The sequence below is a fragment of the Pseudomonas sp. efr-133-TYG-5 genome (assembly GCF_030209175.1).
Taxonomy (GTDB): domain Bacteria; phylum Pseudomonadota; class Gammaproteobacteria; order Pseudomonadales; family Pseudomonadaceae; genus Aquipseudomonas.
Genome location: NZ_JARVSM010000004.1, coordinates 787277 through 793520, shown reverse-complemented (window position 1 = coordinate 793520; position 6244 = coordinate 787277). Strand labels below are relative to the sequence as shown.

The following is a 6244-nucleotide window of genomic DNA, read 5'->3' as shown; positions in this document are numbered from 1 at the left end:
CTCAAGGAGTTTTCCGTTTCGACTGCGCCGGAAGTGGGGCGAATTATAGACCTCTAGAATTCGCCGTCAACCCCTAATTTCAACTTTATTCAGATTTCAGCGTAATACGTGCAAATGCCTTCTTGCCGGCCTGGCAGACGTGGGTGGCGCCCAGTGCATATATAAAGGAGCGATCAACTACCTCGCCATCCACACGCACACCACCGGAAGCCAGCAGATCACGCGCGGCCGCCGAGTTCTTCACCAGACCTGCTTTATTAAGGACGGCCGCGATCGGCATGTCTTCGCCAGCACTCAGCTCGACCTCTGGCAGGTCATCCGGCAACTCGCCATCCTTCATACGATTGCCCGCCCCGCGATGAGCATTGGCCGCAGCCTCCTCACCATGGAAGCGAGCTACGATTTCTTCGGCCAACTTGATTTTGATATCGCGCGGATTGGCTCCTGCCTCTACATCGGCGCGGAACGCATTGATCTCATCCATCGAACGGAAGCTGAGCAGTTCGAAATAACGCCACATCAAGGCATCCGGGATCGAGACCAGCTTGCTGTACATGACGCCCGGTGCCTCCTGAATGCCGACGTAGTTGCCCAACGACTTGGACATCTTCTTCACGCCATCCAGACCTTCGAGCAGAGGCATGGTCAGAATGCACTGTGCTTCCTGGCCATAACCGCGCTGAAGCTCACGACCCATCAGCAAGTTGAACTTCTGATCGGTACCACCCAACTCGACGTCCGCACGCAGTGCCACCGAGTCATAACCCTGAACCAGCGGATAGAGGAACTCGTGAATGGCGATTGGCTGGTTGGTGGTATAGCGCTTGTCGAAGTCATCACGCTCGAGCATGCGCGCGACGGTGTACTGCGAAGTCAGGCGAATGAAGTCCGCCGGCCCCATCTGATCCATCCAGGTGGAGTTGAACGCTACTTCGGTTTTCGCCGGATCAAGAATCTTGAACACCTGAGTCTTGTAGGTCTCGGCATTCTCCAGAACCTGCTCACGAGTCAGCGGCGGACGAGTGGCGCTCTTGCCGCTCGGATCGCCAATCATCCCGGTGAAGTCTCCTATAAGGAAGATCACCTGGTGACCCAATTCCTGGAACTGCCGCAGCTTATTAATAAGCACGGTATGCCCCAGGTGCAGATCCGGCGCAGTCGGATCGAAGCCGGCCTTGATTCGTAGCGGCTGACCGCGCTTGAGCTTTTCGATCAGCTCGGACTCGACCAACAGTTCTTCCGCACCACGTTTAATCAGCGCTAGCTGCTCTTCAACCGACTTCATAACAGACCCGCAAGGCTCAGATTCAAAGGGAACCAACCATACAAGAACGCACACCAATTACAAGTTTTGCCCGGCGCACGGACACCAATCCACAGACAGGGTGTCTGTAGACTTGCCTCAGAGATGATTTGGTTATATTTTATACAGTTATTTCATCTTCATCATGTCATTCATCTTTTCCAATTCATCTTTTTTCAAAGTCAAAACTACTTATGACCACTGAACCGTCTAAAGCGCCACCGCTTTACCCGAAGACCCACCTGCTCGCCGCAAGTGGAATCGCCGCCCTTCTCAGCCTGGCGCTCCTGGTATTTCCTTCCAGTGATGTGGAAGCCAAAAAGACGACGCTGAGCCTTGAACTGGAAAGTCCTGCTGAACAACTGACACAAGATCAAGACGCTGCTGACGCCGTTCAAGCCACAAATGAACCCGCAGCCTCACCCTTCGCACAGATCGAAAACAGCGCAGAAGACACCACGCAGACCGCTCAGGCCGAGCCGGCACCCGCAGCAACACCGGCTGTCGAAGAAAAGAAGGCGCCCGGCCACCGGGAAGTGATCGTCGGCAAAGGCGATACGCTCTCGACACTGTTTGAAAAGGTCGGCCTTCCGGCTGCCACCGTGCATGAAGTGCTGGGCAGCGATAAACAAGCCAAGCAGTTCAGCCAGCTCAAGCACGGCCAGAAACTCGAATTCGAATTAAACCCGCAAGGCCAGTTGACCAGCCTGCACAGCAAGGTCAGCGACGTCGAAACCATTACCCTGACCAAGAACGACAAGGGCTATGCGTTCAACCGCGTCACCGCCAAACCGACCGTCCGCACCGCTTACGTGCACGGCGTGATCAACAGCTCCCTGTCCCAGTCCGCCGCCCGCGCCGGCCTGTCCCACAGCCTGACCATGGATATGGCCAGCGTGTTCGGCTATGACGTCGACTTCGCCCAGGATATTCGCCAGGGCGATGAATTCGATGTGATCTACGAACAGAAAGTGGTCAACGGCAAAGCGGTCGGCAACGGGCCGATCCTGTCCGCCCGCTTCACCAACCGCGGCAAGACCTACACCGCCGTCCGTTACACCAACAAACAAGGCAACAGCAGCTACTACACCGCCGACGGCAACAGCATGCGCAAGGCGTTCATCCGCACGCCGGTGGATTTCGCCCGGATCAGCTCGAAGTTCTCCATGGGCCGCAAGCACCCGATCCTGAACAAGATCCGCGCGCACAAGGGCGTCGATTATGCCGCGCCACGCGGGACGCCAATCAAGGCTGCCGGTGACGGCAAAGTGCTGCTGGCTGGCCGGCGCGGCGGCTACGGCAACACCGTGATCATTCAGCACGGCAACACCTACCGCACGCTGTACGGCCACATGCAAGGCTTCGCCAAGGGTGTGAAAACCGGCGGCACCGTCAAGCAGGGTCAGGTCATCGGCTACATCGGCACCACCGGCCTGTCCACCGGACCGCACCTGCACTACGAGTTCCAGGTCAATGGTGTACACGTCGATCCACTCGGCCAAAAGCTGCCGATGGCCGATCCGATTGCCAAGTCCGAGCGCGCTCGCTTCCTGGCGCAGAGCCAGCCGCTGATGGCGCGGATGGATCAAGAGAAGGCCACCATGCTGGCTTCGAGCAAGCGCTAAGCCATGGCTCTGTATATCGGCGTGATGTCCGGCACCAGTCTCGACGGGCTGGACATCGCCCTGATCGAGCAGACTTCGGCGATCAAGCTGATCGCCACCCACTACATCCCCATGCCCGACTCCCTGCGCGCCGAGCTGCTTGGCTTGTGCGCCAGCGGCCCGGACGAGATCGCCCGCTCGGCCATTGCCCAGCAGAACTGGGTGAAACTCGCCGCGCAGGGCATTCATACCCTCCTCGAACAACAGCAACTCCAGCCCCCAGCCATTCGCGCGATCGGCAGCCACGGCCAGACCATTCGCCACGAACCGGCACGCGGCTTCACCGTGCAGATCGGCAACCCTGCCCTGCTCACGGAGCTGACCGGCATCACCGTCGTCAGCGACTTCCGCAGCCGTGATGTCGCTGCCGGCGGCCAGGGCGCCCCGCTGGTGCCGGCCTTTCATGAGACGTTGTTCGAAGAGCGTCGCGGCCGCCGTGCGGTGCTCAATGTCGGCGGTTTCAGCAATCTCAGCCTGATCGAGACGAACAAGCCTGTAGCCGGTTTCGACTGTGGCCCCGGGAATGTGCTGATGGATGCCTGGATTCACCGGCAGCGCGGAGAGAATTACGACCGCGGCGGCCAATGGGCCGCCAGCGGCACCGTTGAGCCTGCGCTGCTCAAGGCGCTGCTCGGCGATCCGTTCTTCCTGACCAAAGGCCCGAAAAGCACGGGTCGCGAGGTGTTCAACCTGGCGTGGCTGGAGCAGCACCTGGCCCGCCTGCCAGGTTTCGCAGCGCAAAACGTGCAGGCGACGCTGCTGGAACTGACGGCGCTGACGATCATTGAATCACTGCAGAGTGCGCAGGCGGACACTGAGGAACTGTTGGTTTGCGGCGGCGGCGCGCATAACAATGCCCTGATGCAACGCTTGGCCAGCCTGCTGCCGAACGCCAAGGTGGCCAGCACCGCGACCTACGGCGTCGATCCGGACTGGGTCGAAGCCATGGCCTTCGCCTGGCTGGCTCACTGTTGCCTGGAAGGCATCGCCGCCAATCGCCCCAGTGTCACCGGCGCCAACGGCTTGCGCGTGCTCGGCGCGATCTACCCCAACTGAGCAAAACGCCGACAACAAAAAACGCCGCAGAACCGTGAGGTCCTGCGGCGTTTTCGTATTGGCCGTGACGTGCGATCAGATCGAGAACGAAGAGCCGCAACCACAGGTCGTGGTAGCGTTCGGGTTCTTGATCACGAAACGCGAACCTTCCAGACCTTCCTGATAATCCACCTCGGCACCGGCCAGGTACTGGAAGCTCATCGGATCAACCACCAGACTGACGCCTTCGCGCTCGACGATGGTGTCGTCTTCGGCCACATCTTCATCGAAGGTGAAGCCATACTGAAACCCTGAACAACCGCCGCCCGTAACGAATACGCGCAGCTTCAAGCGATCATTCCCCTCTTCATCGACCAGGCTCTTCACCTTGTGCGCGGCACCCTGGGTGAATTGCAAAGCCGTGGGGGTGAAGGATTCGACGCTCATGCTGACTATCTCCCGGCGTTACGCCGCCATAATGCGTGATGACGCGCATTATCCGCTTGTCCTAGAAAATCGGTCAACTATTGTTACGGTATATCAATAAACCCGATCAACTGCACAGAATGCAAAAAGGCCCGTTCGACGGGCCTTTTTGCTGTCCGGGATAACGCGTTACGGCAGCATGCCCGCATGGGACAGGCCCAGGCGCTCATCCAGACCGAACAGGATGTTCAGGTTCTGCACGGCTTGTCCCGACGCCCCTTTGACCAGGTTGTCGATCACCGACAGCACCACCACCAGATCGCCATCCTGCGGACGGTGCACGGCGATACGGCAGACGTTGGCACCACGCACGCTGCGGGTTTCCGGGTGGCTGCCGGCCGGCATCACGTCGACGAACGGCTCGTTGGCATAACGCTTTTCGAACAGCGCCTGCAGATCCACCGAACGATCAGCCACGGTCGCGTAGAGCGTGGAGTGAATGCCACGAATCATTGGCGTCAGGTGCGGGACGAAGGTCAGGCCGACGTCTTTACCGGCAGCGCGACGCAGGCCTTGGCGAATTTCCGGCAGGTGACGGTGACCTTTCACCGCGTAGGCCTTCATGCTTTCCGACGTCTCGGAGTACAGCGAGCCGACCGCGGCACCACGACCGGCACCGCTGACGCCGGACTTGCAGTCGGCAATCAGACGGGACGTATCGGCCAGGCCAGCCTCCAGCAGCGGCAGGAAACCCAGTTGCGTGGCCGTCGGGTAGCAACCCGGCACCGCGATCAGGCGGGCTTTCTTGATCTGCTCGCGATTGACTTCCGGCAGACCGTAGACCGCTTCGTCGAGCAGCGCTGGCGCGCCGTGCGGCTGGCCGTACCACTTGGCCCATTCCTCGGCGTCCTGCAGACGGAAGTCCGCCGACAGATCGATGACCTTGGTGCCCGCCGCCAGCAGCTCGCCGGCCAGGGCATGGGCGACACCGTGCGGCGTGGCGAAGAACACCACGTCGCAGGCGCCCAGGGTCTTGGTGTCCGGCACGCTGAACGCCAGGCCGTCGTAGTGGCCGCGCAGGTTCGGATACAGGTCAGCCACGGCCAGACCGGCCTCGGATCGGGAAGTGATGACAACCACTTCTGCCTGCGGATGCTGTGCCAACAGACGCAGCAGTTCGACACCGGTGTAACCCGTGCCGCCGACGATACCGACCTTGACCATAAACCTGCCCTCAACGAACCCACTGGAAAGCCGTCGATAATAGGGGCCGCGCGCGCCTGCGACAACCGTCAAGGTGACGTGCGGACGCTCAAGCCTCTACTATCCGGCCTACCGTGAACCTGGGAATAACCAAAATGCTCTATCTGTGGATCAAAGCGTTTCATATCGTCAGCGTCGTGTGCTGGTTTGCCGGCCTGTTCTACCTGCCGCGGCTGTTCGTTTATCACGCGCAAAGTGAAGACGCGATCAGCAAGGACCGCTTCAGCATCATGGAGCGCAAGCTGTATCGCGGCATCATGGGCCCGGCGATGATCGCCACGCTGATCTTCGGCGGCTGGCTGATCTACCTCAATCCGGGCATCTTCAGCATGGGTGGCTGGATTCACGCCAAACTGACCCTGGTCGTGCTGCTGATCGGTTATCACCACATGTGCGGCGCGCAGGTCAAACGTTTCGCCCGTGGCGAAAACACCCGCAGCCATGTCTTTTATCGCTGGTTCAATGAAGTCCCGGTTCTGATATTGCTGGCTATCGTAATTCTGGTCGTGGTCAAGCCGTTCTAACTCATACGCACAACTGCCTGGGGTACTTC

Annotated in this window: 6 protein-coding genes; 3 read left to right on the top strand and 3 right to left on the bottom strand. The window is 59.7% G+C overall.

The annotated features are described in order from the left end of the window. Positions 1–85 precede the first annotated feature (85 nt). The gene (gene tyrS / locus QRN70_RS18435) at positions 86–1285 is read right to left on the bottom strand and encodes a tyrosine--tRNA ligase (protein ID WP_285419357.1); all 1200 of its coding nucleotides are present in this window, start codon (positions 1283–1285) and stop codon (positions 86–88) included. Between the two features lie 212 nt (positions 1286–1497). Between tyrS and QRN70_RS18430 the strand changes: the two genes are divergently transcribed. Together QRN70_RS18430 and QRN70_RS18425 are read left to right on the top strand one after the other, a co-directional pair. After that, positions 1498–2928, top strand: coding sequence for a peptidoglycan DD-metalloendopeptidase family protein (locus tag QRN70_RS18430; RefSeq protein WP_285419375.1), 1431 nt, complete (start codon positions 1498–1500; stop codon positions 2926–2928). 3 nt (positions 2929–2931) lie between these two features. Further along, positions 2932–4023 (top strand): anhydro-N-acetylmuramic acid kinase, encoded by a 1092-nt coding sequence (locus QRN70_RS18425; RefSeq protein ID WP_285419356.1) that lies wholly within the window; start codon positions 2932–2934, stop codon positions 4021–4023. Positions 4024–4098: 75 nt separating this feature from the next. Here the strand turns inward: QRN70_RS18425 and erpA are convergent, their stop codons facing one another. Together erpA and argC are read right to left on the bottom strand one after the other, a co-directional pair. Continuing rightward, on the bottom strand, positions 4099–4449 hold the full coding sequence (gene erpA / locus QRN70_RS18420) for an iron-sulfur cluster insertion protein ErpA (RefSeq protein ID WP_003228776.1): 351 nt from the start codon (positions 4447–4449) through the stop codon (positions 4099–4101). Between the two features lie 168 nt (positions 4450–4617). Next, entirely contained in the window at positions 4618–5652 is a 1035-nt protein-coding gene (gene argC, locus QRN70_RS18415; RefSeq protein WP_285419355.1) for an N-acetyl-gamma-glutamyl-phosphate reductase, read from the bottom strand. Positions 5653–5786: 134 nt separating this feature from the next. Between argC and hemJ the strand changes: the two genes are divergently transcribed. Further along, on the top strand, positions 5787–6215 hold the full coding sequence (gene hemJ / locus QRN70_RS18410; protein ID WP_285419354.1) for a protoporphyrinogen oxidase HemJ: 429 nt from the start codon (positions 5787–5789) through the stop codon (positions 6213–6215). Positions 6216–6244: the final 29 nt, after the last annotated feature.